This is a genomic window from Thermosipho sp. (in: thermotogales) (assembly GCF_020054775.1).
GTDB lineage: Bacteria > Thermotogota > Thermotogae > Thermotogales > Fervidobacteriaceae > Thermosipho > Thermosipho africanus.
Genome location: NZ_JAIHAP010000002.1, coordinates 43,297 through 66,216 on the forward strand (window position 1 = coordinate 43,297; position 22,920 = coordinate 66,216).

Sequence of the window (22,920 nt, forward strand, 5' to 3'; positions counted from 1 at the left end):
AAAAAAGGGGAGGGGGAAAAGTGGATTTCCCTAAGTTGTTTGTTAACCTCAAAAAAATTAGAGAAAATGCAGAAAAACTACTTGAAACACTCTCAAAACTTAATATTGAACTTGTTGCCGTAACTAAACTAACTTTAGGCGATCCAATCATTGCAAAAACACTTAAAGATGCCGGGGTAATAAAGATTGGTGAATCAAGATTAAAAAATATTAAAAGAATGATTGAAAATAATGTACCTGGACCTTTTCAACTTTTAAGAATCCCTATGGCATCAGAATTGGAAGATGCAGTACTTTTAACCGATGAAATATTAATTTCTGAAGAAAAAGTCGCATATATGATTGATGAAATTGCAAAAAAATATGATAAAAATATTGAATTGATCTACATGATAGATGTCGGGGACTTAAGAGAAGGAATTTGGTATGAAAAAGCTGCTTATACAATAGAAAAAGTAGCTAAAAAGTTAAAAATGGCTAAAATTGTTGGAATTGGGACAAACGTTGGGTGCTTTGGTGGTGTTTTACCAACGAAAGAAAATTTAAATATTCTCGTAGAAATAAAAGATTACCTTGATGATAAACTAAACACAAATCTTAAAATTTCTGGGGGAAGCACCGTAACTTTATCACTTATAGAAAACAATGAACTACCTTCTAAAATAAATCAATTTAGAATAGGTGAAGGGATATTACTAGGTACCGATGCAACTGGAAATAGAGATATTCCATACCTTTCACAAGATACAATAATTTTAGAAGCTGAAGTAGTTGAAGTCGATTATAAACCATCTGTTCCTGTGGGAAAAATCGGAAGAGATTCTATGGGCAGAATTCCGCATTTTGAAGATTTTGGATGGAGAAATAGAATAATATTAGCAATTGGTGAGCAAGATATTGATTCTTCGGGCCTCAAACCATTCGATGAAAAATTAAAAGTACTTCACGCATCAAGTGACCATACAATAATAGATTACACAGATTCTAATAAAAAATATTCTATTGGAGACACCTTAAAATTTCATCTTTCCTATGGTGCAGCACTTAGGGCGTTTACTAGTCCTTTTGTTAAAAAAGAGTATATAAAAAATGCCTGACCATATGATCAGGCATTTTTTATTTTATATATCATCTAGCTCTAAAAATGCTACTCTTAACTTTCCAGCCAAGAAAATAAAGAAGTTATCATTTGGTTTTCTTTTCACTTCATAGCCCAACTTTTCAATATATTCTTGCCATCCATCAAGATTTCTTACTACAAACAATGTATTTAACCTTGAAAATTTATCTCCTCTTTTAATATAAGCTGTTCTTGATACAATATATGCATTTTCTATCTTTCTAACAGGAATTGACAATTTATTAAAAAATTCCAAAACAGGTTCCATTTCATCAACAACTTCTATTGATAAAATTGTTCTCAAATCTCCACTCTCGGTTATATATCTTGCAATATCTTCTATTGTTTTTGTTGAGCTATATTTAAATAAGTCCATAACATACGGTAGTGAAGGTTGTGCAATAACTTGCCTTGCAACAGCAACATTTCTTAATATTTCAACCGACAATGGTCTTTTCAGACTTATATCAACCTTTTTTTGAAGTCCCCTTAGCATTAAAGCAAGGTAAGAAGGTTTTACTGCTTCTCCATCTCCTGTCGAAATTAAATATTCATCCTTTCCTTCGTATTTTTTCAACCACTTATCAATCGGTGGCACAATTTCTACTTCATAATTTTCATCTGAGACATACAAATAGTTTCCTCTTATATCTGTTCCTTTAAGCTTTACAATGTCTCCAGATTTCAACCCTAAAATACCGGCAAGCCCAACTAAAAGCACATACTTTTCGTTGCCGTGTTTTGCCATTTTTTCCGCTTCTTCATATAATTTCCAAAAATCTAAGTAATTTATCATTTCGTAATCTGCCTTTTTATAAGGAACTTTTAAATCTTCTACTACTTCTGAATAAATTAGTGGATAAAATCTTTGTAAAAAAGCTCTCAAAGGAACAAAATATTGTCTCCACGCTGTTGACTTGTAATTTTCTTTTATTTTTGAAAGCCATTTTCTAACGTTTTCGCTCGTTACATTACCTTCTACAAATTTTAAAAACGAATCAACCATATTAACATAATTTTTCTTGGTACTCTCTGATATATTTTGAGTGTTTATATATTCTATAAATCTTTCTAAATCTGAGTTTATATTCACTCTATATCCACCTCCGAAAAATTAAGAAATTTACTCGTATTTTGATTATAACATAAATTATATTTATTTTTCTTTTAAATAGTCTTACTAAAGTTACAATTCGCATTGCGAATTTTTAAATAATTTTACATTTTAGTAAATAAAACATGCATCACCTAACGAGAAAAATCTATACTTCATCTTTACCGCGGTATTATAAGCTTCTAGAATAAAATCTTTTCCTGCAAAAGCAGAGACAAGCATTAAAAGTGTAGATTTTGGAAGATGAAAATTCGTGATTATTGCATCTGTCAATTTAAATTCAAAAGGTGGATAAATAAATATATCAGTTTTTCCATGGTAGCTTTCTTGATTAGGAAGTCTTGCAATTGTCTCAAGAGTTCTTACACTGGTTGTCCCAACTGCTATTATTCTTCCTTTATTCTTCCTTGTCTCTCTTATCTTTTTAACCGTTTCAGCTGGTACATAATACCTTTCTGAATGCATTTTATGCTCTCTTATATCTTCAACCTTTACTGGTCTAAAAGTACCAAGTCCAACATGTAAGATTAAGTCTGCAAATTCCACTCCTTTATTCCTTAACCTTTCAAGAAGTTCTTCTGTAAAATGAAGCCCAGCTGTAGGTGCTGCAACCGACCCAGTTTCTTTTGAATATACTGTTTGATATCTTTCAAACGGAACTTTCTGATTCTTTATATATGGTGGTAGTGGTGCATTACCAAGTTCAAATAATTTATCATCACTGCAATTAAATTCTAAAATTCTTGCTCCTTGCTGTGAATAATCTTTACATATTACTTCAATACCTTCAGATAAAATAATTTTGGTTCCCTTTTTAACTTTACTGCCCGGTTTTACCAACGCCTCCCAAACACCTTCACTTATTTTCTCTAAAAGTAAAATTTCAACTCTGGCTCCCGTTTCTTTTACACCATGTAGCCTTGCAGGAATTACTTTTGTAATATTTCTAACGAGCAAATCTCCAGGGCTTAAATACTCAACAATATCTCTAAAAATTCTATGCTCAATTGTTTTTTCTTTTCTATTTAACACCATCAATCTAGAAGAATCTCTCGGATCTGCAGGAGTTTGAGCAATCAACTCTTCTGGTAAGTAATAATCAAAATCGCTAAGCTTCATCTATCTTCCTCCTTCTAAAAAATTGGGGAGGTAATTTCACCTCCCCATTTTTCGATTATTTTCTTAATCCTAATTTTTGAATTACATTCTTGTATGATTCTGGATCCTTGTTTCTTAAATATTTCAAAATTTTTCTTCTTCTTCCAACAAGTTTCATAAGACCTCTTCTTGAGTGATAATCTTTTGGATGTTTTTTCAAGTGCTCTGTTAAGTGTTTAATTCTTGCAGTTAAAAGAGCAATTTGTACTTCTGTACTTCCAGTATCACCCTCGTGAATTTGAAATTCCTTAATGATTTCCTCTTTGTTCATATCTTTGCACCTCCACACTTTATTCCCACTACCAAGTAGGGGATTAATCCACCTACCGAGTAGGGGTCAAATATATGATACATTAATTTTGTTCAAAAGTCAATATTTACATCTTATTTATAGCATTTAAAATTTGCTCCATATTTGCATCAACAAATATTGCTTCTTTTCCTCTTTCTTTTATTTCTACTTTTCCTTCTTTTAATTTCCTACCCACAGTAATTCTTATTGGAAACCCTATTAAATCAGCATCTTTAAATTTCACTCCTGGCGATACGTTTCTATCGTCAATAATTACATCTACACCTTTATCTAATAAATAACTGTACAACTTTTCAGAAAATTCCTTTTCCTTTTCCTTTCCAACTACAACAATGTCCACTTCATATGGTGCAACTGAACGAGGCCAAATTATTCCATCATCATCATGGAGCTGTTCAACTATTGCACCTAAAGTTCTTGAAATTCCCCATCCGTAACATCCCATAATAAATGATTTCATTTTACCATCTTTATCCATATATTTTACATCCATTGAGTCTGAATACTTTGTTCCAAGCTTGAATATATGACCTAGTTCAATACCTTTTTCACCTTTTAAAGGTTTCCCACAAACAGGACATGGGTCACCAATTTGAACTACTACCAAATCAGTCCATTCATTAACCTTAAAGTCCCTATCTAAATTTACATTTAAATAGTGATAATCTTTTTCCATTCCACCCACAACAAAGTTTTTCATATATTTAATTCCATAATCTGCAACTATTCTAACCTTATCTGCTCCTACTGGACCCAAAAATCCTATTGGAACTCCAAACTCTTCAAGAATCTCATTTGCTTCTGCCATCTGCAATGATTGATCACCTAAATATGCCTTTAATTTTTCAAAATTAAGTTCTCTATCTCCCGGCACAAGAGCCATAACAAATCCATCACGTCCCTTAAAGACTAAAGATTTAACTATCTTCCTAATTGGAAGGTTTAAAAACTCTGCTACTTGCTCAACAGTTCTCACATTTGGCGTATATACCTTTTCTAAAGTCTTTTCAGATTCATCGTCTTTTTCGTAATCTCCTTTATACGGTACCCTTTCATCACTTCCTGCATACCCACAATCACAATATAAAACATTACTCTCTCCAGTATTTGCAAAAGCAACAAATTCATGAGATTCATTACCACCAATTGCTCCAGTTGCCGCTTCTATTACAGAATATCTCAATCCAATTCTTTCCATTATTTTTGAATATGCATCTTTAAATAATTGATAAGTCTCATCCAGCGATTCCCATGAGTCATGAAAACTGTATGCATCTTTCATAATAAATTCTCTTGCACGTAAAACACCAAATCTAGGTCTAATTTCATCCCTAAATTTCGTAGTTATCTGATATAAAGAAACTGGAAGCTGTTTATATGAATTCAATTCATTTCTAATCAATTCAGTAACAAGCTCTTCATGTGTTGGACCCAACGTAAAATCTCTATTGTGCCTGTCTTTTAACTTCATCATTTCAGGGCCATAATCATCCCATCGTCCACTTCTTTGCCAAAGCTCTGCAGGCTGAATTATAGGCATAAGTATTTCTTGAGCACCAATTTTATCCATTTCTTCCCTAACTATATTCTCAATTTTCAAAAGAGTTCTCCTTGCAAGTGGAAGATATGTGTAAACTCCTGCTGCGATCTTTCTAATAAAACCAGCTCTTTGAAGTAGTGCTTGACTTGGAATTTCTGCATCTGATGGATCTTCCCTGAGTGTTGGTGCATAAAGCCTCGAAAATCTCATTCCTCCACCTCCAAAATCTCCCACTTTGTACCATCAGGAGTATCTAATATCTTAACATTGGAATTTAACAGTGCATCGCGAATTTTATCAGCAGCTTCAAAATTCTTAGCTTTTCTAAATTCCTGTCTTACCTTTAATATCTCTTCAATTACTTTATTTGTATTTTCACTTTCTGAAATTTTCACTCCACCTTCAAATAATCCAAGAACACTTCCAAAAACTCTTGTAATAAGATGATATCTCTTTAGTGCTTCATCATCTTTCCCTTCATCCATGGCCTTATTTAATTCTTTTGAAAGATCAAATATAAGTGCAATTGCTTTTGGAGTATTAAAATCATCCTCAAGCGCTTCTACAAATCTTTGCTCAATATCATTCATATATTCATCACGTTTTGGAACTTTTGGATATGGATACTTTTCTTCAAATCTATTTAGGGTTTTTAATACCTTTAAAGCTGCTTTTTTATTTTCCATCATAATTTCATCAGAAAATTCTATAGGAGTTCTATAATGCTTTGAAAGTAAAAATAGTTTTACTGCATCTTTTCCATATCTTTTAACAGCTTCTCTGACCAAAAATACATTTCCTATAGATTTACTCATTTTATCTCCACGAGTAATTATCATTCCATTGTGCATCCAATATCTTGCAAAAGGTTTACCAGTCAGCGCTTCGCTCTGTGATTTTTCATCCTCATGATGCGGGAAGATCAAATCTTCTCCACCAGCATGAATATCAAATGTATCTCCCAAAAGCTTTTGAGACATAACTGAACATTCTATATGCCACCCTGGTCTTCCACAACTCCATGGACTATCCCAATTAGGTTCTCCAGGTTTTACAGCCTTCCAAAGTGCAAAGTCAAGAGGATCTTTTTTCAATGTATTTACTTCAACTCTTGCACCCGAAATTAAATCTTCAATTTTTTTACCAGAAAGTTTTCCATACCTCTCAAATTTTTTAACACTAAAATACACATCGCCATTTTCAGCAGTATATGCATACCCTTTTGAAATCAACTTTTCAACAGCATCTACAATCTCATTAACATAATCCGTTGTTCTTGGATGAAAATTTGCTGCACGTATTCCTAAACTTTGTGCATCTTTCCAGTACTCTGCAATAAATGTATCTGCAACGTCTTTAAAATCAACACCCCATTCATTTGCTTCGTTGATAATTTTATCATCAATATCAGTAAAATTTTGAACCATTATAACCTTATAACCTCTATATTCTAAAAAACGCCTGAACGCATCAAAAACCACTGCAGGCCTTGCATTCCCAATATGTATATAGTTATACACAGTTGGTCCACAAACATACATTTTTACAACGCCAGGTTCAATTGTTTTAAGCTCTTCTTTTTTTCCCGTTTCAGTGTTTGTTATATATATAGCCATACTAAATCACCCCAGTTGTTTTTGAATCCTTTTAACAATATTTTCCTTTCCTAGAAGATAAACTATATCAATTAATTCTGGACCTTCTTCTCTTCCAGTTAATACAATCCTAAGATTCATATAAAAGTCTTTCCCTTTAACTTTCCCTTTCTTCATTGCATTTTTAAACGCTTGATAAATATTCTTTTCATCCCACTGTTCAATGTTTTCTATTTCTTTTACTAATTCACTATATACTTGCTTTACTTCATCTGACAATTCTACTTTATTTTCTGGTTCTACAAAGAAAAATTCTACTAGCTCTGGTATCTGACTTAATTCTTCAACTCTATCCTTAATCGCTTTAAGAAGTCTTATAAACCACTCTTTTCTTTCATTTATTTCTTCTTCTCTTGCAAACTTTTCCAAGTAAGGCTTTGAAACTTCAAGCATTTCTTCATCACTTAAATGTCTGAAATGCTCAGCATTCATCCATTTTAATTTTTGTGGATCAAAAATTGCAGGATTTTTCCCCAATCTATCCAAAGAAAATGCACTAATTAATTCTTCTAAAGACATAATTTCCTTTCCTTCTGGGTGTGACCATCCAAGAAGTGCTAAAAAGTTTACTACAGCTTGTGGTAAATAACCTCTTTCCTTAAACTCTTCAACCGATGTTGCACCGTGCCTTTTACTTAATTTTTTAGCATCTGGTCCAAGAATCATTGAAACATGTCCAAATTCTGGTGGATTCCATCCTAAAGCTTCGTAAATAGCAAGTTGCTTAACTGTATTTGAAAGATGATCGTCACCTCTTATAACATGTGTAATTTTCATTAAATAATCGTCAATAACACATGCAAAGTTGTATATTGGAACTCCATTACTTCTAATAATCGCAAAGTCTCCTAATGTACCTTCTTTAAATACAACTTGACCCTTTACAATGTCATTTAAAACATACTCTTTTCTTGGCATTTGAAAATATATAGCTGGTTTTAAACCCTTTTCCTCGTATTCCTTTATCCTTTCAGGAGTTGTAAAACTTTCAAGCATTTCACGTGTATAATGAGGAGCTTTTCCTTGTGAAAGAAGCTCTTCTCTTAATTTTTCTATCTCTTCAGGATAAGCATAGACTTTGTATGCTTTTCCTTCTTCTATAAGTTTTTGCGAATATTTGTTGTAAATATCAAGTCTTTCACTCTGTCTATATGGGCCATATTCTCCACCCACATCTGGTCCTTCATCCCAATTTAAACCTAACCACTTCATTGATTCTATTAAACCTTCTTCAAATTCTTTTTCAGATCTTTCCAAATCTGTATCTTCAATCCTTAAAATAAATTTACCATTCATTTTTCTCGCGTATAAAAAGTTAAATAAAGCTGTTCTTGCACCACCAACATGTAAATATCCAGTAGGACTTGGGGCAAACCTTAATCTAACCATTAAGACACCTCCTAATTAACTTTTACTTTGTGTTTTATTATACCACACTTCTATTATCTTATCTTGTATTATTAATTAAATTGACAATAGTCAATGTAAAAAATAGGTTAAGTTAAAATATTAAAAATAGACCCTGAGCAAAAAAATAAAATTAAGTTAAATTAGAATAAAAGGGATACACTTGCTAAAATTGCTTTTTTACCAAATAAAAACAAAATAATGAGATCTAATCCTGCAATATTTTCTTCAATATTACTAAAAGAATGCATCTAAGAAAGTATCCTGATCATATCTTTGTTATTTGCTTATCTTTTAGATAGATTGGAAAGATTGTCAAAAAAGAAAGCAAATAAGAAACTAAAAAGACTTTTTAGTACACTGCTAGTTATTGACAGCAGTGAAATTAGAGGTAAGAAAAAGAGACTTCATCTTCTATATGAAGCAAAAGTGTTATTAGATTTTGAGGTAGGAAATAATAGAGAAGTAGAACATGCGGAAGTTATGTTAGAAGAAATAGAAGGTTCGATATTGTTACCAGATAGAAGGTAATGGCAATAGAAATAAATAGGTTGATATATAGCAAAAGATGCGAAAAAGAGTGGTATATAGAAAGGTTGAAGCAGAGAATAAAGATGAGATGTATAAATGAAAAGATGCTATAAGCACAGATAACATATATGTTACTAGGATAGCAGTTAAAAATATTAATAGACACACTCTCTGCTCAACCTAAAATAATTAGATTAATTGACAAATAATTTTTACATTGGCTGTGGTGTTATATGTAAAAATTTATAATCAATAATAAACAACAACTTCTCTTTTTATTAGTTCTTCTATAATCTTCATATTTTCAGACTCTGGATCTACTAAATTTAAATCATTCATTCTAATATTCAGATATTCCAAATTAGGCAATTTCAATAGAGGTTTTACACTTATGATAGCATTAAACTCAAGATCTAAATATTTCAAACTATTCATTCCTGATAACGGTGTTACACTTTTAATATTATTATTATATAATTTCAACCATTGCAAATTATTCAAATTTGTTATTGGGCTTAGATCATAAATTCTATTATTAGAAAGATTTAGCCACTGTAAATTAACCAGCTCTGATATAGGAGTTAAATCTATAATTTCATTTCCCGATAGATCCAACTTATGCAAATTAATCAAGTTAGAAATCGGAGATATATTTTTGATGTTGTTATCACTAAGAATCAATACTTCCAAATTTACAGCATATTCCAATCCAAATAGGTTTGATATTTCACTTTTACTTGCATCCAAATAAGTTAATTTAAGCATATCCTTGACTGTTATGTCTCCTGATAACTTATTTAGTTGCTCTCTAATTGCTTTTTCAAGATTATCATTTGCAAAATTTACTGTAGCATCTTCTTCAACTGTTTTGAAACTCCAAACAGGTCCTATTTTTTCTCCACCTTTCCCATCTTTTAATACTATCTTCCAGTAATATGTTGTACCAGGTTTCAATACTCCTAGTCTATATTTGTTCTTTTTAAAGTTAAATGCTATTAAGTTTAGAGGTTCTTCAGTACCAAAGTATATGTCATATATTAGTGTATCTCCATCAGGATCATTACTTTGCCATCTAAGTATTGGAGATAATAAAATTTTTGTTGATCCATTTAATGGCATGGGATTATTTGGTACATTTGGTGGATTATTATTTATATTTGTATTATCAGAGCTCCAAATAAGAGTTGTGATAAACAACATAAACAAAATAAAAAACACTTTTGTTTTTCCATTCAACATTCTTAACCACCATCCTCTTTATTAAATTTCAAATTAATGAAGTATAAAATATTTTACCATAAAAATAAACCAAAAAAGTATTTGGAAATTAAATATTTTAAAAAATTATAGCAATTTGATTTAGACTAAAATATAGTTCAATTATGAATAGAGTAATAAAAAAACAATTTATACTTTACGCAAGACGAATGCAAAAAATCCTAAATTCAACTTAAGAATACATATTGACAAAATAGATTTTTTATGATATAAATCCACAGAAGGCGCCTTTAATTTGGCCCAGTGAGGCCAGAAAGGAGGAATATGGGTATGATCGATTTACAAGAAACTGTTGAGTTTTATTCTAAGGTAGAAGGTCCGCAAAAGTTCGTTTTAGCTCTTCAACATTTCATTGCTATGTTTGGTGCTACTGTTTTAGTTCCCCTCCTCACAGGTTTTGATCCCCTTGTTGCTCTATTTACAGCCGGAATTGGAACTTTGATTTTCCACTTTTTAACCAAAAAAGAAGTCCCAGTATTTCTAGGTTCAAGTTTTGCTTTCATAGGTCCAATTTTAATTGTAAAATCACAAACAGGAGATTTAAGATACGCAAGTGGTGGTATTGTTGCAGCAGGACTTGTGTATTTATTACTTGCAACTCTGGTCAAACTAATAGGTATTAAAAAAATTAAAAAACTATTCCCACCTGTTGTTACTGGCCCAATGATTATGGTTATTGGTTTAAGCTTAAGTCCAGTTGCAATAAATTGGGCTTCTCAAAATTGGGGGATTTCAATAACAGTAATTGTCTCTGTAATTCTAGCTTCAACTGTTTTCAAAGGATTCTTTAACCTAATTCCGGTACTAATTGGTGTTAGTGTCGGATATTTAGTCGCTATAATTACAGGTAATGTTGACTTTTCCCCCATCATAAATAGCAGTTGGATTTCTATTCCAAAATTTATGTTTCCAAAATTTGATATTTCATCAGTTCTACTTATTGCACCAGTTGCTCTCGCAACTTTCATGGAACACATAGGAGATATAACAACAAATGGAGCGGTTGTTGGAAAAAACTTTTTAGAAAAGCCGGGACTTCATAGAACCTTAATAGGAGATGGAGTCGCAACAATGGTCGCGGGTTTCTTAGGTGGACCTGCAAATACAACATACAGTGAAAACACAGGAGTTCTTGCACTAACTAAGGTATACGATCCATCTATACTAAGGCTCGCTGCAGTTTTTGCAATATTTATGTCATTTTTATCAAAATTTGGAAGTATATTACAAACAATTCCACAACCAGTTATTGGAGGAGTAAGTTTAATACTGTTTGGTATGATTGCCTCTGTTGGTATAAGAACTATTGTGAATGAAAAAGTAGATTTTTCAAAGCCAAAAAATTTGATAGTTGCTTCATTAATACTGACAATAGGTATCGGTGGAGCAAGTATAAAAATAGGAACAGTTGAACTAAAGGGGCTTGCCCTAGCTGCTTTGATAGGAATATTAGCTAATTTAATAATCCCTGAAAAAAATCAATAATAAAAAGATATTTTAACAATAGCAAGCACCAGCTTTAAAGCTGGTGCTTTTTTATTAACAATATATTTAATAAAATACTCTTTAAATTTCATAAAAAGCACTAATTCATTATTAGCTTCTGATAATATCTTAATCTGAACTTAATAGTATTATTAAAACCATTGAACCAAATCCTAACCATCCCATATTAGCTTTAATTTTTTTAACTTCATTTTTGTAAGTTTTTACATATAAATCAAACAAATAATCGTTCTCACTTGAAATTTTACTTCTCACATCAACCAATCTCAAAGCAGGCACTTCTGGATTTGAAAAATATTGAAATAAAGGTGAAAATGGCCCCAATATTAACCCTCCTAAAAAAGGGAAAAACTTGTTAACATCTTCTTTTGCATGTTCCCTTGCTAAAAGCTGAACATCTGCTACAGATGTAATATCAGCATAAATAAGGTTAACTAATAAAATAAATATAATTGCAAAAATAAACCTCTTACTCATACCTCCACCTCCAGTAGAAATATTAGTTATAGCAATAATGAATAAATATCATTAATTTTTAAATTATTAACTAAAATTCTAACTTCCTATCACTAAAATAACATGTTTATTCAAACATTTTACTTTGTTTAATATTGTTCTCTCTAATACCGGAATGTGAATAGCTTCTCAACAAATAAAATCTTCCCTCAAGTAAATAGATTAAATTCTCAGGAACAATTTTTAAAAATAAGTATAGTATAAAAACAGCCAAAATATAATATATGAACCAATACTTTTCTAAAAATTGCACAGGGTCTTTTATAAATATTGCTAAAGTACCTGGCAACACAATATGATAACCAAGTAGAAATATTGTATTTTTACCAAATAACTCAAAAAATCTTTTGATTTTATCAGATTTTATCATTTGTGCAAGAGAAATAATAATTATAACAGACGAAAATTCTCCAACATAGGAAAGTAGAGGATAATTTCCATAGCTATTTATTCTCCAATCATCAAATCCGTTAAATGTTGCAACTACAGCTAATAAACCAGAAAAAATTATAAAAAGCAAAAATGGATTTTTAAATTTAAATTTAAAACCTCTGTTTTTCAAAATATATCCTAAATAAAACCAAATTAATCCATGAAGTGCAACACCAATCTTAAAGAACTTCGTCTGTACATTAATTAAAAGGGTTGACAAAATTGATAATATAGGTATAAAATGGATTATTCTTAACTTAATAAATAATATAAAAATTAATTCAGCAACTGCAAACATATACAAATACCATAAAGGAAGGACATTTACCGGAACATCAAATGTTGAATATCCAAAAATAACAAAATCTAAAAAATTTGAAAAAACACTATTGCTATATCCTATAAATATATTCAAAATGTAATAAATGATGTATCCAACTAAACTTAAAAAAACAAATGGTATTAAAAGGTTTAATAATATTTTTTCAAACTTTTTACTAAATTTTCCATCCTTGAATAAGTATCCAGAAATAAACATAAAACTGGCTAAAATGTAAGAAAAATAAACTGCCAGAGAATAGGGAATATATGAATGAACAAAAATAATCATCAATATTAAAATACCTCTTGAAACATCAATTTCTCTAATTCTCATTTTTTCAAATCCCCCCATAATAATTCTAACACATTTAACACTTCTGTTATATTTAATTTGTAGAAAGTTATTTTTAAAATGTTAAAATTATCTCGATAATTATTGTTAGGAGGGAAAAAATGAAATTCTTTATTAAAACATATGGCTGTCAAATGAATGAAAATGATAGTGAAGTTGCAAGATATTATCTTGAACAGGAAGGTTATGAATCTGCTGAAAATGAAAATGAAGCAGATATTGTAATATTAAATACATGTGTTGTTAGAAAAAAAGCAGAAGATAAATTTCTCAGTACTATAGGTGAATTAAGAAAAAAGAATAAAAAAATAGGAGTTATGGGATGTGGTGCTGAAAAACTAAAAGAAGACCTTTTTAAAAGAGGAGTAAATTTTGTTATTGGAACACGCGCAATATCAAGAATACCTGAAGCAGTTGAACTTTCAATAAAAGGAAAAAAAGCAGCAATATTCGATGATAAATTAGATGAAATAGATTATAGAAATATTTTAAAAAGAAATTCAAAACATCATGCTTGGATAACTATTATATATGGTTGTAATAGATTTTGCACTTACTGTATAGTTCCATATACAAGAGGCCGTGAAAAATCAAGAAAAATGAATGATATACTTCAAGAAGTTAAAAACCTATCTCTAAATGGAGTAAGAGAAATTACATATCTTGGACAAAATGTAGATGCATATGGAAAAGATTTAAATGATGGTACATCCCTTGCAAAACTTTTAAATGAAACCAAAAAGATTGAAAATATAGAAAGAATATGGTTTTTGACATCATATCCAACTGATTTTTCTTTGGATATTGCAAGAGAGATTGCAAGTAGTGAAAAAATCGCCAAAAGCATACACCTTCCTGTTCAACACGGAAGTAATAAAATTTTGAAAAAAATGAATAGACGTTATACAATAGAAGAGTACTATGAATTAATCAAAAACATTAGAGAAATAGTTCCCGATGCCTCCATTTCAAGTGATATTATAGTTGGCTTTCCTGATGAAACTGAAGATGACTTCCAACAGACGGTAAAGTTAGTAGAAGAGATAAAATTTGAAAGATTAAACCTTGCGATATATTCCCCACGTGAAGGCACTATTGCATGGAAATATTTTGAAGATAACGTGCCACGTGCAATAAAAACAAGAAGAATGGCGTATCTTTTAAATCTTCAAAAAGAAATAAACAAAATGCTTAACGAATCTTACCTAGATAAAACAGTAGAAGTAATAGTTGAAGAACGTGCAAAATCCGGATTATTCTATGGAAGAGATATTAGAAACAAGATTATCGCCTTTGAAGGCGATGAAAGCCTAATTGGCAAAAAAATTCTAGTGAAAATAAAAAAAACTACCGCAGGTCCATTATATGGAGATATAATAAAAATTATATAAAGGGGGTAGAAAAATGGCAAAAAACATTCCATTAAGAGAAACTATTAAAGAATATATTTTTTCTACAATAGGAGTTATACTAACTGCCCTTGGATTAGTTATATTTTTAATTCCAAACAATATAGCAGCTGGTGGTGCTTCGGGTCTTGCTATAATTTTACACTCGATTATTCCATTATCCGTTGGAGTGTGGATGTATATTTTAAATGGAATTCTATTTTTAATTGCCTTTCTAATCATCGGTTTTGATTTTAGTTATAAAACAATATACTGTACATTCTTATTAAACTTTTTTATTGACCTTTTTGATAGAATTATTCATATTCCTACATACAATGGAGGAGACTTGATCCTTGCGGTATTTTTTGGAGATATTTTAACGGCAATTGGTATGGCAATAACCTTCTCACAAAATGCTTCTACAGGTGGTACTGATATACTCGCAAAGATATTTAACAAATTCTTTTCAACTCCAATGGGTACAACATTACTAATAATAGACTTCACCATTGGTTTCTTTGCTGGCGTTGCTTTCAATCCAAAAATTGGTATGTACTCAATTCTTGCTATAATTATAAACGGCATTACAATTGACTTTGTTCTCAAAGGTTTAGAACTTGCAATAACAGTTACAATAATCTCAGATAATAATAAACCAATCGAAGAATTTATCTTAACAAACATGGGTAGAGGATTCACATATCTTAAAGGAAAAGGCGGTTATACCAAAAAAGATAGAGACATTATCTTTGTCTCCATTAGAAGAAGAGAGCTTGGGGAATTAATAAATTTTGTTAAAAAGGTCGATCCCAACGCTTTTATGATAGTAAACGAGTCAAGGTATGTTCTAGGGGAAGGCTTCAAAAGGAATTTGTGAGGTGAGAGTATGAAAGCCTTAATGATAATTGATATGCAAAACGACTTTGCAAAAAAAGGTGGCGCACTTTACTTTGAAGGAGCAGAAAAAGTTATACCAAAAATTATTGATTTAATAAAAGAGGCAAAAAACAAAAATTTACCAATAATATTAACACAAGATTGGCACGATGAAGATGACAAAGAATTTGAAATTTGGCCAAAACACTGTATAAAAAATACATCTGGTGCTATGATTGTAAGCGAAATACAAGAATTATTAAATGACTACAACAACGTTTACTATATCAAAAAAACAAGGTATTCTGCTTTTTATAAGACAGATCTTGAAAATATATTAGAAAATCTTTCGATAGATGAAGTTGACGTTGTTGGTCTTGTTAGTAATATTTGTGTTCTATTCACAGTTGAAGAATTAAGAAACAGGGATATTAAAGTAAACTTATACAAAGATGGAACCGGCTCATACGATAAGCAGCTGCATAACGCTGCACTAAAAATAATGTCTCAAGTTTTACAGGCAAATATTTTCTAAAGCAGGGAGGGATTTGATGGAAAAAAACATTAAAATTGTAACAAGCATTGCTGTTGTAGTAAATACTTTTCTTGCTGCTTTAAAAATAATCATAGGTTTCTTATTTAACAGTATGGCTGTTTTAGCAGATGGGATTGACAGTGCTACAGATATCTTAACGGCATCAATTGTTTACTTTGCAACAAGACTTTCTTCAAAACCACCAGATAAACTACATCCATACGGGCATAGAAAGATAGAAAACATAGGTGCGAAAATTATTTCATTTATTGTTTTTTATGCCGGTATCTCGCTTTTAATAGAAAGTATAAAAAGATTGGTTACACATAATTATACTTTAATACAAGGAATAATTCCAATAGCTGTAACACTTATATCAGTTATCTTTAAGACATTTTTGTTTATAATAGAATATAGAATTGGCAAAAAATACAACAGACCTTCATTAATAGCAGAAGCTTTAAATATGAGAAATGATATACTCCTTTCATCGATCGTATTTTTTGGAATACTTTTAAATAAAATTGGTCTTTCTTTCATGGATCCTTTGGTTGGAATGATAATGTCTGTTATAATTGTTAAAGTAGCATTTGAAATCTTCAATGAAAACGCTGTTGCACTCCTTGATGGAATTAAAAAAGACGAAGAGTGGATTTACGATGAAATAATAAATCTATGTAATGAATGTGAAGGTGTAAAAAATCCACACAAGATAAGAATTAGAAAAATAGGAGAATGCTTCGACATTGATATGGATATAGAGGTTGACCCTAAAATAAATGTTCAAAGATCTCATGAACTTACTTTGTGTATAAAAGATAAAATAAAAAAACTTTTAAATGATAAAGTTTATGATGTTGTCATTCATGTTGAACCTTATCAGAATGTTGAAAATGAACCTTACGGTATCGGGGGGAAAAATGAAAAGTAAAGCTGTAGTCTTAATTTTATTAGTTATAAGTATCATCGGATTTTCAGTAACAAAAGATGAAATAATAAATCTTTCCAAGGAAAATCCAAAAGAAGCTTGGAAACTTTACCTTGAATATGTGCTTGATAATCCAACTGATACTTCTCTTGAAACAATGGGAAAAGAATTAAAAATTAAAATTTCCCTAATGAATGATTATAGACTTTCATTTTTGATAAAGCAGGATATAAAAGAACTTAAGAATTTTTTGAAGAACACAACACCAAGTGCAACAGAAATAGAAATAATTCATCAACTTTTTCCACAAATAAATGAACTATCCAAAAATACACTGGAGAAACCTGAGTATGACACTTTTCTTGATAATATAATTTTTCTAAAAATAGCAAATCCAGAAATTGATGAAAAACTCAGCGCCCAAAACCTTACAAATTTTTTCCTCAAATATCCTACTATGTTAACATACGACGTTATAAATATTCTATCTCAAAAAGACTTTTCAAAGGACCTTGGGTACAACATACTAAAATATATCGTAGATAACATTGAAAACTTTGAAGAAGTCCAATATCCAATTCTTAATAGAATAGTAGAATTTGCAGAAAAAATTGGAGGAACATTTACCTCAAAGTATTTAAGTGATCTTAAAAAGTATGTAGAGTTAAGTAATAGCTTAAATGAAACATCTGAAAATATAGATATAAATAAAGCAAAATTAACAATAGAAAATCTTTCAATAAAAAAATATAATTTATCATCAAAACTAGAAAATATTTTAAATAATACACAAAAAGCCAATATTAAAGACCTTTCTCAAAAAACAAGTACATCTCAAAATTCTAGCAATAATACCAATTACATAATGATATTGCTCTTAGTAATGCTTGCAATAATTATAGTTTCATTTAAAATAGTAAGATTTTATCTATTTTACATACTAGGACTGAAAAAAATGGCAGCAAAAGTATATAAAAAAATTGTTGATAAGGATCCATTAAATGAAGAAAAACATTTAAAGCTTGCACAGTTATACGAAGAAGCTGGAATGTATGACAAAGCATTGGAAGAGTATAACATACTAAAGAGGATAAAAATATAAAACAACCGAAGGCATTTGCCTTCGGTTGTTTTTTTTATAATTCAACATTTTTCAAGTATTTTGAAGCATCTTCAGGTGGAACAGGATTAATATAAAAGCCAGAGCCCCACTCAAAACCTGCCACTCTCGTAAGCCTTGGCATTATTTCAACATGCCAATGATAATAAATCTTTCCTTCCTCGTAAGTTGGCGAGGTATGAATTACAAAGTTATATGGTGGGTTATCAAGAACTTTATATATTCTCTTCAAAGTATTCCTTAAAATAATCGCAAATGTTTTTACTTGGCTGTCCTCAATCTTTCCAAAATCATGAGAGTGAACCTTCGGAGCAATCCATACTTCAAATGGAAATCTTGAAGCATATGGTGCAAAAGCAATAAAATCCTCATTTTCTTCAACAATCCTACGGTTTTCTATTTTTTCTTGAGAGATCATATCACAAAATACACATCTTTCCTTATAATCATAATAGTCTTTTGCTCCGTTTAACTCCTCCAATACCCTTTTTGGAACACTTGGAATTGCAATAATTTGACTATGTGGATGAGGAAGAGATGCCCCACCAAGTGCACCATGATTTTTAAATATCAATATATACTTTAATCTTTTATCTTCTCTAAGTTGTCTAAACCTTTTTACATATGCCCAAACAACTTCTTCTGCCTGTTTGTCATCATACAATGCAAAAGTGCTGCTGTGCTCTGGTGTTTCAACTACTACTTCATGATATCCAAAACCAGCCATTGCATCATACATACCATGTCCATATTTTTCGATTTCTATATCTGGATTAACCGCTGGAAACTTATTTGGAACAACTCTTACCCACCAACCTGGAGAATTAGGTTCTGTATTTTCTGGTCTAAAAGCAAAAATTTCTGGTGGTGTGGTGTGCTCATTTCCATAATCAAATGGACAAAAACCACCTTTTGCTTCTTCCTTTGGAACTGTAAAATCGTGTGGCCTTTTTGCACGCTCAGTTGCAATAATAACCCATCTTCTTACAACTGGATCCTTTCTATATTCTGGCATATCTAAATCCTCCCTTAACGTCTTTTATTCAAAGCTTTATTGTATATCTTAACGTATTCATTCGCCGATCTTTCCCACGATAAATCTGTTTTCATAGCATTTTCAATCAATTTTTTCCAGTGACCCTTTTTGTTTTTGAAAAAGTCAACTGCCCTTGCAACGGCCTTTAGTAAGTATGCCGAATCATATTCCTTAAACCCGAATCCATTTCCTTTCATAGTTTCTTCATCATATTCCATAACCGTATCTGCAAGCCCTCCAGTATACCTAACAACTGGAATAGTACCATACCTTAAGCTATACATTTGACCAAGACCACATGGTTCATACCTTGAAGGCATCAAAAACATATCGCTTGAAGCATAAATTTTTTGAGCAAGTACTATATCAAAAGTAATGTTTGCAGACATTTTATCAGGAAATTCCTTTTCAATCTCTTTAAACATTTCTTCATACTTTTTATCACCTGTTCCAAGAAGTACAAATTGAACGTCCATATTTAAAATGTATCTTAAAACTTCTGATAAGATATCTAACCCTTTTTGATCAACAAGTCTCGTAATCATACCAATAACTGGAACGTCATTAGTTTGTGGAAGATTCAATTCTTTTTGAAGCATTTTCTTATTTTCATATTTTTTCTCAATCTCTTGTAAGCTGTAATTTACATAAATTCTTTTATCCGTTTCAGGATTATATTCATCATAATCTATACCATTTAATATTCCATACAAATCAGAACTCCTAAGTCTTAATACTCCATCCAACTTTTCACCGTACTCTTTAGTTTGAATTTCTTGAGCGTAAGTTGGACTCACTGTGTTAATAACATCAGAGAACAAAATCCCACCTTTTAAGAAATTAATTTTTCCATAAAACTCAATACCATCAATGTTATATAGATAATCAGGTAAACCTGAAAAATTCATATATGAACTATCAAAAATTCCTTGATAGCCAAGGTTATGTATTGTTAATAGTACAACAGTCTTTGAAAAAAACTCATCATCTTTATACAATGTCTTTAAATATACTGGCACCAATCCCGTTTGCCAATCATTGATATGTAAAACATCAACTTTTTCCCCGAGCACTTTTAATGCTTCAAAAACAGCTGCAGAAAAGTATATTGCCTGTTCGGCCAAATCAGGCCCTTCATATACTTGCTCTGCAGAAAAATAGTAATCATTTGCAATAAGGTAAACAGGAATTTGTGTTCCAGGTATAAATGTTTGATAAATATCAAATTTTTCATCCGTTTTTAAATATGGAACACTAATACTTTCTTTTATCTTTCTTAGACTATATGAAAACTTTTCTGCATTCTTTTCTACGATCTTATGCTTTGGCATTATAACAATTGGTTCAACTGAAAATTTTTTAAGATATTTTGGTAAAGCCCCTACAACGTCAGCAAGTCCCCCTACTTTAGCAAATGGATATACTTCATAAGAAACAAGTGCAACCTTCACGGTTTTCACCTCCAATTTTCCAAAAACACCCCACTATCGTGAGTTAAAACCAAATAATCACATTTATTAACCATTTCTCTAACAAATCTTGCACAATCGTCATCTCTTAGCATTCTCATTATATCATAAAACTCTACTCTAGTCATAACAATATCTCCTGCAAAAAACACCTTTCCCATATTTTCTGTATCTACAACAAAAGAACAATGCTCCTTTGAATGCCAGGGTGTATGATACACATTAATTTTATCAAATAATATATCACCATCCTTAAATGTTTGGAACGCATTCCAAGAGTCTATAATCATCTTGTATTGCTTTCCAACTATCATACCAAATTTCTCGTAATTCTTCTTTAAAAAGTTTTCATGCAAATGAACCGTAGCGTTTTTAAAAAAGATGGAGTTATAAGCATGGTCAAGGTGAAAGTGGGTAAGTACAATATCTGTAATATCTTCAGTCTTTAAATTTCTTTTTTTCAATTCCTCCTCTAAAATTGAATGAGTTACATAATCTCCAGGTTCTATAAGAATTTTTCTATCACCATCTTCAAGCAATACAATGGTAGAAAATGTCGCTTTTGCTCTGCTTGGAACACTAATTATTCCACCCTCAAGTAGTATATCCATTTTCATAGCATGGCCCCTCCTTTTTCTAAATCAAACCATATTTTTCCATTTTATAGTACAAAGTCCTCAAGCTTATACCTAACTTTTTTGCTGTCAAATTTCTATCACCTTTATTTTCTCTTAATGCAGCTTCTATAACCTTTCTTTCAAAATCTTCCACAAGTGATTTTAAAGATCCCTCATACTTAGTTTGATTAGTATTTTCCAAAAAGAGTGTTGGAAAATGTCTTTTATCTAAAACATTTTCAGTAATTGACATATTAATTATTGCTCTGCCAATAACATTTTCTAGTTCTCTAACATTTCCAGGCCAATCATATGACTTTAAATATGAAATAGCATTATCAGTAATTTTTGTAATATTTCTTCTATACTGATTGCTTATCTTCTTAACAAAGTGATTTGCAAGTTCATCTATATCTTCTTTTCTCTCCCGAAGCGGTGGAATAAATATTGGAAAGACATTTAGTCTATAGTAAAGCTCCGATAAAAATTCCCTTCTTTTAAGCATTTGTTCTAAATCCATATTTGTAGATGCAATTATTCTTACATTTACCTTTTTTATTCTATTTGAACCAACTGGAATGAATTCACCGTTTTCAATAAACCTAACAATTTTTGCCTGTAACGAAAGAGGCATCTTACCAATTTCATCTAAAAATAATGTACCACCATCTGCTTCTTCGATAAGTCCGACCTTTTCTCCTTTTGTGCCCATAAAGGCATCTTCTACATATCCAAATAATTCAACTTCAAGCATATTTTCAGGAATCGCCGCACAATTAACCGTAACAAATGGCTTATCAGATCTATTACTTGCATTATGAATCGCATGTGCAAATAACTCTTTTCCTGTACCACTTTCACCCCTAAGTAATACCGTTGCAGGGGTCTTAGCAACTTTTTTAGCTTGCTCTTTTGCTATTAACATTTTTTCACTTTGACCAATAATATCATCAAAAGTATATTTTGCCTTTATATGTCTTATATACCTTTTTACAGCTTCAAGCTCTTTAGTCAAATTTAAAATCTCAGAAACATCATGAACAACAGCAACACTCCCACGAAATTCACCTTTAACAAAAAGTGGTAAAGCATTTACTATAACCTCTCTTTTTGACGGGTAAACCTTTAACCTTGCATTATAAATTGGCTTTTTAGTTTTAGAAATCAGCATATGAATACTTTCACCTTCAGCAATATCTACTGTTGCAGGTTTTCCTATAACATCTTCAGGTTTTAATCCCGTAATTTTGGTGTAAGCTTTATTTACTAAGACTACATTTCCATTTTCATCAGCAACTGATATAGCATCATATGTAGAATCAATTATTGCCTTCAGCCTTGCCTCAATTTGATGAAGATTGGTAATTTCCTCTGCAAGTTTTCGCATGCTAGTTATATCTCTAAATACTGCAACAGCACCAACAACATTATCATTTTCATCTTTTAAAGGCATTCTAGAAGTAATAATTATGTTATCTCCAACATTTTGTACCTCATCAACCTCTGGAATACCTGTTCTTACAACTATATGGAGTCTTGTATTTGGAATAACTTCAACCACATGTTTTCCTAAAAAACCATCTTTCAAATTTAAAAGACGCACGGCCATCTTGTTTATATACAAGATCCGTGCGTCACTATCAACTATTATTACACCTTCAATAATAGATTCTAACACAGTTCTATAAAACTTCATTAGTTCCAT

General features: G+C 30.9%; 21 protein-coding genes. 8 read left to right on the top strand and 13 right to left on the bottom strand.

The window, feature by feature from the left end:
• Positions 1-20 precede the first annotated feature (20 nt).
• Entirely contained in the window at positions 21-1,097 is a 1,077-nt protein-coding gene (locus JG780_RS00945; protein ID WP_287568939.1) for an alanine/ornithine racemase family PLP-dependent enzyme, read from the top strand.
• Between the two features lie 24 nt (positions 1,098-1,121).
• On the opposite strand, the gene JG780_RS00950 is transcribed toward JG780_RS00945, so the two are convergent.
• The 6 genes from JG780_RS00950 to gltX all read right to left on the bottom strand — a co-directional run bounded on the left by JG780_RS00950 (position 1,122) and on the right by gltX (position 8,289).
• Positions 1,122-2,213 (bottom strand): site-specific integrase, encoded by a 1,092-nt coding sequence (locus JG780_RS00950; protein ID WP_287568940.1) that lies wholly within the window; start codon positions 2,211-2,213, stop codon positions 1,122-1,124.
• 132 nt (positions 2,214-2,345) lie between these two features.
• Positions 2,346-3,353 (bottom strand): tRNA preQ1(34) S-adenosylmethionine ribosyltransferase-isomerase QueA, encoded by a 1,008-nt coding sequence (gene queA / locus JG780_RS00955; RefSeq protein ID WP_004103866.1) that lies wholly within the window; start codon positions 3,351-3,353, stop codon positions 2,346-2,348.
• 55 nt (positions 3,354-3,408) lie between these two features.
• The gene (gene rpsO, locus JG780_RS00960) at positions 3,409-3,663 is read right to left on the bottom strand and encodes a 30S ribosomal protein S15 (RefSeq protein ID WP_004103868.1); all 255 of its coding nucleotides are present in this window, start codon (positions 3,661-3,663) and stop codon (positions 3,409-3,411) included.
• Positions 3,664-3,769: 106 nt separating this feature from the next.
• Entirely contained in the window at positions 3,770-5,455 is a 1,686-nt protein-coding gene (locus JG780_RS00965; RefSeq protein ID WP_004103870.1) for a proline--tRNA ligase, read from the bottom strand.
• Positions 5,452-6,861 (bottom strand): cysteine--tRNA ligase, encoded by a 1,410-nt coding sequence (cysS, locus tag JG780_RS00970; protein ID WP_287568941.1) that lies wholly within the window; start codon positions 6,859-6,861, stop codon positions 5,452-5,454. Before cysS ends, JG780_RS00965 begins: the two co-directional genes overlap by 4 nt.
• Positions 6,862-6,867: 6 nt before the next feature.
• Positions 6,868-8,289, bottom strand: coding sequence for a glutamate--tRNA ligase (gene gltX, locus JG780_RS00975; protein ID WP_287568942.1), 1,422 nt, complete (start codon positions 8,287-8,289; stop codon positions 6,868-6,870).
• Positions 8,290-8,583: 294 nt separating this feature from the next.
• Between gltX and JG780_RS00980 the strand changes: the two genes are divergently transcribed.
• Positions 8,584-8,838 carry a hypothetical protein gene (locus JG780_RS00980; protein ID WP_287568943.1) on the top strand — a complete coding sequence of 85 codons (255 nt, stop codon included), beginning with the start codon at positions 8,584-8,586 and terminating at the stop codon, positions 8,836-8,838.
• Between the two features lie 249 nt (positions 8,839-9,087).
• Here JG780_RS00980 and JG780_RS00985 read toward each other — a convergent pair whose 3' ends face one another.
• Entirely contained in the window at positions 9,088-10,077 is a 990-nt protein-coding gene (locus JG780_RS00985) for a leucine-rich repeat domain-containing protein (protein ID WP_051001589.1), read from the bottom strand.
• Positions 10,078-10,386: 309 nt separating this feature from the next.
• Here JG780_RS00985 and JG780_RS00990 point away from each other — a divergent pair, with 309 nt between their 5' ends.
• Complete coding sequence (locus JG780_RS00990; RefSeq protein ID WP_287568944.1) at positions 10,387-11,601, top strand: uracil-xanthine permease family protein; 1,215 nt, start codon at positions 10,387-10,389, stop codon at positions 11,599-11,601.
• Positions 11,602-11,730: 129 nt separating this feature from the next.
• Here the strand turns inward: JG780_RS00990 and JG780_RS00995 are convergent, their stop codons facing one another.
• Together JG780_RS00995 and JG780_RS01000 are read right to left on the bottom strand one after the other, a co-directional pair.
• The gene (locus tag JG780_RS00995; RefSeq protein WP_287568945.1) at positions 11,731-12,099 is read right to left on the bottom strand and encodes a hypothetical protein; all 369 of its coding nucleotides are present in this window, start codon (positions 12,097-12,099) and stop codon (positions 11,731-11,733) included.
• A 106-nt stretch (positions 12,100-12,205) separates the two neighbouring features.
• A complete protein-coding gene (locus JG780_RS01000) occupies positions 12,206-13,225 on the bottom strand; it encodes an acyltransferase family protein (protein ID WP_287568946.1) in 1,020 nt (339 codons plus the stop codon).
• A gap of 119 nt (positions 13,226-13,344) precedes the next feature.
• On the opposite strand from JG780_RS01000, the gene miaB reads away from it, so the two are divergent.
• Genes miaB through JG780_RS01025 form a run of 5 tightly spaced genes read left to right on the top strand, consistent with a single transcriptional unit; the run spans position 13,345 to position 18,075 of the window.
• Complete coding sequence (gene miaB, locus JG780_RS01005; protein WP_287568947.1) at positions 13,345-14,634, top strand: tRNA (N6-isopentenyl adenosine(37)-C2)-methylthiotransferase MiaB; 1,290 nt, start codon at positions 13,345-13,347, stop codon at positions 14,632-14,634.
• A gap of 13 nt (positions 14,635-14,647) precedes the next feature.
• Positions 14,648-15,511, top strand: a complete 864-nt coding sequence (locus tag JG780_RS01010; RefSeq protein WP_287568948.1) for a YitT family protein — start codon at positions 14,648-14,650, stop codon at positions 15,509-15,511.
• 9 nt (positions 15,512-15,520) lie between these two features.
• Positions 15,521-16,045, top strand: coding sequence for a cysteine hydrolase family protein (locus tag JG780_RS01015; RefSeq protein WP_114702313.1), 525 nt, complete (start codon positions 15,521-15,523; stop codon positions 16,043-16,045).
• A gap of 16 nt (positions 16,046-16,061) precedes the next feature.
• Positions 16,062-16,976, top strand: a complete 915-nt coding sequence (locus JG780_RS01020; RefSeq protein WP_287568949.1) for a cation diffusion facilitator family transporter — start codon at positions 16,062-16,064, stop codon at positions 16,974-16,976.
• Positions 16,966-18,075, top strand: coding sequence for a tetratricopeptide repeat protein (locus JG780_RS01025; RefSeq protein ID WP_287568950.1), 1,110 nt, complete (start codon positions 16,966-16,968; stop codon positions 18,073-18,075). Before JG780_RS01020 ends, JG780_RS01025 begins: the two co-directional genes overlap by 11 nt.
• Before the next feature lie 34 nt (positions 18,076-18,109).
• Here the strand turns inward: JG780_RS01025 and galT are convergent, their stop codons facing one another.
• Genes galT through JG780_RS01045 form a run of 4 tightly spaced genes read right to left on the bottom strand, consistent with a single transcriptional unit; the run spans position 18,110 to position 22,920 of the window.
• Complete coding sequence (gene galT / locus JG780_RS01030; RefSeq protein WP_004103892.1) at positions 18,110-19,108, bottom strand: galactose-1-phosphate uridylyltransferase; 999 nt, start codon at positions 19,106-19,108, stop codon at positions 18,110-18,112.
• Between the two features lie 14 nt (positions 19,109-19,122).
• Positions 19,123-20,580: a glycogen synthase gene (locus JG780_RS01035; protein ID WP_287568951.1), complete on the bottom strand. Its 1,458-nt coding sequence runs from the start codon at positions 20,578-20,580 to the stop codon at positions 19,123-19,125.
• A 5-nt stretch (positions 20,581-20,585) separates the two neighbouring features.
• Complete coding sequence (locus JG780_RS01040) at positions 20,586-21,215, bottom strand: MBL fold metallo-hydrolase (RefSeq protein WP_004103896.1); 630 nt, start codon at positions 21,213-21,215, stop codon at positions 20,586-20,588.
• Between the two features lie 19 nt (positions 21,216-21,234).
• Positions 21,235-22,920 carry a sigma-54 interaction domain-containing protein gene (locus JG780_RS01045; RefSeq protein WP_287568952.1) on the bottom strand — a complete coding sequence of 562 codons (1,686 nt, stop codon included), beginning with the start codon at positions 22,918-22,920 and terminating at the stop codon, positions 21,235-21,237.